Source organism: Stenotrophomonas sp., from assembly GCF_035634915.1.
GTDB lineage: Bacteria > Pseudomonadota > Gammaproteobacteria > Xanthomonadales > Xanthomonadaceae > Stenotrophomonas.
Genome location: NZ_DASQCB010000004.1, coordinates 1 through 4,463, shown reverse-complemented (window position 1 = coordinate 4,463; position 4,463 = coordinate 1). Strand labels below are relative to the sequence as shown.

At 64.4% G+C, this 4,463-nt stretch carries 2 protein-coding genes; both read left to right on the top strand.

What is annotated here, in order from left to right:
• Positions 1–826, top strand: an 826-nt coding sequence (locus VER16_RS04130) for an autotransporter outer membrane beta-barrel domain-containing protein (protein WP_324805591.1), incomplete at its 5' end; no start/stop codon positions are given.
• Between the two features lie 421 nt (positions 827–1,247).
• On the top strand, positions 1,248–4,463 hold a 3,216-nt coding region (locus VER16_RS04125; RefSeq protein ID WP_324805589.1), incomplete at its 3' end, for an autotransporter outer membrane beta-barrel domain-containing protein.

Here is a 4,463-nt window from a genome sequence, read left to right as displayed (position 1 = left end):
CAGCGCCTGGGCCCGCGTCATCACCGAACAGCCGCGCTACCGCGTCAACGACCAGCTGGTCGGGCAGGGCCGTCACAACGTGGTGCAGATCGGCAGCGACCTGACCTTCTGGGGCAACCAGGATCGCGGCGTGGTCGGCGTGATGGCCGCCAGCGGCCAGGCGACCAACCGCATCACCTCGGAGCTGACCGGCTACGGTGCTGAAGGCCGCGTCGATGGCCGTGCACTGGGCGTCTATGGCACCTGGATGCAGAACGCCGAAGACGATGATGGTCTGTACATCGATGGCTGGCTGCAGGCGGCGCAGTTCAAGAACCGCGTGCAGGGCGACGCGCTGGCCCGCGAGGAATACCGCTCGCACAGCCTGTCGGCCTCGCTGGAAGCCGGGTATGCCGTGCGCCTGCACCAGAATGAAAACAGCGCGCTGTACCTGGAACCGCAGGTGCAGGCCATCTGGACTGATTACCGCATGGACGGCGGCCAGCACCAGGAAGTGAACGGCACGGTGGTGAAGTCGGCTGAAGCCGGCGGCCTGCAGACGCGCGTTGGTGCCCGCCTGTACGGCCATTCGACTTCGGCCGAAGGCAACCGCGTGCAGCCGTTCGTGGCAGTGAACTGGATCCGCAATGGCAGCGATGCCAACGCGGTGTGGCTGGGCAACCAGCGCCTGCAGGGCATCGTGCCGAAGGACGTGTACGAGGCCAAGGCGGGTGCGCAGCTGCAGCTGTCGCAGAAGCTGACCGGCTGGGGCGAACTGAGCATCCAGAACGGTGACTACGGCTTCCGCAGCGTGGGTGGCCAGCTGGGTGTGAAGTACGCCTGGTAATGCCTGAGCATCCCGTATGAAACAGCGGCCCGCCTTCTGCGAAGAAGGCGGGCCGTTGCGCTTGCGGAGGCCAATCATTCTCAATACAACCGTGGCCGGGAAACGCAATGCAGTTCATGCAAATTAAGCCTCCCTGAACTGGCTCGATTGCAATCAAAACTTTGCGAATCTTCAAATAGGAAGGTCGCCGCCCAGTTTCTAGCATCTGCCTCGTTGGCCCTCCGGCCCATTCCTGAAACGAGGCAGACCCATGCGAACCACCCTTACCTGCGCGCGTCGCGTGCTTTCCCTTTCTGTGGCGGCCGCGCTTGGCGCACCCCTGGTTGTGGCTGCCGCCCAACCCGTTGTTGCGGATGGAACCGCGATCATCATTGGCAACGACAGCATCACCGGTGCACCGGGCCAGTACCAGGGGCACGCGATGCAAGCCCTGAATGGTGGCACGATCAGCGCCTCAGGCATGACCCTCAGCACCTCCGGGGATGAAGCACACGCCGCATATGCCAGTGGCGCAGGCAGCGTGATCCATCTGGACAACAGCAGTATTTCCACCAGTGGCTACATCGGCTCGGGCCTGGTCGCTGTTGCAGGCGGGCAAGTGAACGCAGAGAGCGTGAACTTCACCTCCCATGGCAACAACGGCCGTGGCATTACCGCCAGCGATGGCGGCAGCGTCGTCAACTTCAACGGTGGCAGCATCACCACCAACGCAGCGCAGTTCGCCGATGGCGTTCGCGCCAGCAATGGGGGCACCGTCAACATCGGTCGCGACAGCGGCGGCAATGGCACCACGATCACCATCGCCGGTGGTGCCTGGGGCGGCATCGTGGGCGGAGGCGTCATGGGCACTGGCGAACTGAACATCGACGGCGCAACCGTGCGTGGCCTGTCTGGCCTGCTGGCCCAGGGTGAAGGTGCTGTTCTCAATATGACCGACAGCACAATCGAGACTCGCGCAGGGGCGGTATCCGCTGATGCAGGAAGCCAAGCGCGTTTGCAGGGAGTGACCATCCGCTCGGGTCAGACTGGTCGCGAAGGCGGCACTGGCGTCATCGTCCAGAACGGTGCACACGCAGATGTCATCGATTCCTCGATCGCCACGGTCGGCAACCTCGCCCACGGCATCCATGCCCAGACCAGTGGCACCGCCAATGTCACTGGCACCTCAATTGCCACGGCAGGCGACGCGGATGCACACGGCGTCTTCGCCGAGTCCAATGGTCGCGTGAGCGTGTCCAACAGCACGGTGACCACCACCGGCGCAAACCGCGCCCATGGTCTGGCTGCGGCAACGGGCGGTGCCATCCAGGCGGACAATGTCAGCATCCATACGCAGGGGCAGTGGTCGCGCGGTGTCGATGCCCGCGACAACGGCAGCATCGAGATCACCAACAGCGATGTCATCACCGAGGGAACCGCAGCGCACGGCCTGCTGGCCGATGTCGGCGGTCGCATCGTCTCCAACGGCACCCATGTCCATACGATGGGGAGCGGTGCCCAGGGTGTGCTGGCAATGGGCGGCGAAATCGTCTTCAACAACGGCAGTGTGCTCAACGAGGGCACGCAAACGCACGGTCTGCAGGCATCTTCGTCGGGCATTCTCACTGCCGATGGCACCTCCGTTCGCATGGTGGGCCAGGGCAGCTCTGCGGTCTATGTGGAAAGCAATGGCACCTTCACTGGCAACAACCTGACCTTGGTGGCCGAGGGCGATGCCGGGAAGGGCGTGTTCATGAATGCCCCGGCCGCCGCGCCGCTGAACCTGCGCAACTCCAGCATCCTGGTCACGGGCGCGACTGCCAGCGGCATTGAGATTCTTGCAGGGCAGGGCAGCTTCGACACTGTCGAGGTCGCCACGACCGGCACGGCATCAAGTGCGTTGAAGGTCTCCAGTGCACAGGCATCTGCCACACTGCTCAACAGCGCGCTCTCCACCAGCGGCAAGGATGCGCACGCGGCATGGGCGGATGGTGGGGCCAACGTCGAGATCATTGGTTCACAGCTGTCGACCAGCGGCGGCGCAGCCCGCGGCATCAACGCCACCAAGGGAAGCCAGGTTACGCTTGCCGATTCCACCATCCATACCAACAGTGGCGACCTTCGCGATGCCCATGGCGTGTACGCCAATGGCAATTCGAATGTCGCCGTGAACAACGCCGGGATCATCACTGAAGGTGCCCGCTCCCGTGGCCTGCTGGGTGATGCCGCCACCATCACGGCTGATCGCGTGTCGATTGCTACGTCGGGGAGCGAGTCCATTGGCGTTTTGGGTATTAATTCCGCTGCCCTGTCGCTGAGCAATGTGGCCATCAGCACCACTGGCGAGCGTGGCCACGGCATCTCCAACAATTCCGGGTCGCACCTGCTGCTGGACGGTGCCGCCGTCGAGACTTCCGGCGAGAACGCCTTCGGTGTGATCGTCCGTAATGACGGCAGCCACGCGGACCTGAGCAACCTGCAGGTCTTGACCCACGGCAGCAATGCGATTGGCCTTTCGGTCGACTATGGCACTTCCTCCGCAGTGCTGGCGGACAGCCAGATCGTGACCGAAGGTGCGGGTTCCAACGCCGTGCGTGTGCAGGAGGGTGCCTCGCTGGACATCAGCAACAGCGTGTTGAAAAGCCATGCCGCCTCGGCATTGCACTTCAACAACGGCAGCCTGACCGCCACCGATGGCACCTCCATCGAAGGCAACGGTACCCTGGCCACCTTCGGTTCGGACACCGCCAACACCCTGGTGTTCGACCGCGACGTGGTCGCGCTGGGCGATATCAGCTTCGCCGACGGCGCACTGGACAGCGACGGCAACGGTTCGCTGGACCGCACCTCCTCGCTGTCGCTGGACAACAACAGCTACTGGCGGGGCGCCACCGATGCCATCGGCGACCTGTCGCTGGCCAATGGCAGCCGCTGGGACGTGACCGGCAATTCGACCGTGGGCACCCTGTCACTGGCCGATTCTAGCGTGGTCTTCGACCATGGCGATGGCCAGTACAAGACCCTGACCGTGGACGGCAACTTCCACGCGGACAACGGTCTGCTGGCGATGAACACCGCACTGGGCGATGACGCCTCGCCGACCGATCTGCTGCATGTGAAGGGCGATACCTCGGGTAACGCGCACATTGCGGTGAACAACATCGGCGGTACCGGCGCGCAGACCGAGGACGGCATCAAGCTGGTGCAGGTTGATGGCGTGTCGGCGGCCGAGTATGCGCTGGCCGGTCGTGCCGTGGGTGGTGCCTATGAGTACTTCCTGTTCCAGGGCGGCCGCGCTGATCCGAACGACGGCGACTGGTACCTGCGTTCGGAGCTGTCGCCGGTTGATCCGGTGGTGGACCCGATCATCGACCCGCCGATGCCGACCCCGGTGTTCCGCCCGGAAGCGGGTGCCTACCTGGCCAACCAGGCCTCGGCCCTGGGCCTGTTCGACATGGATCTGCACGAGCGTGTGGGTGAGCCGAACTTGGCCCAGCGCCAGCGTGGCGATGGCAAGCTGGGCAGCGCCTGGGCCCGCGTCATCACCGAACAGCCGCGCTACCGCGTCAACGACCAGCTGGTCGGGCAGGGCCGTCACAACGTGGTGCAGATCGGCAGCGACCTGACCTTCTGGGGCAACCAGGATCGCGGCGTGGTC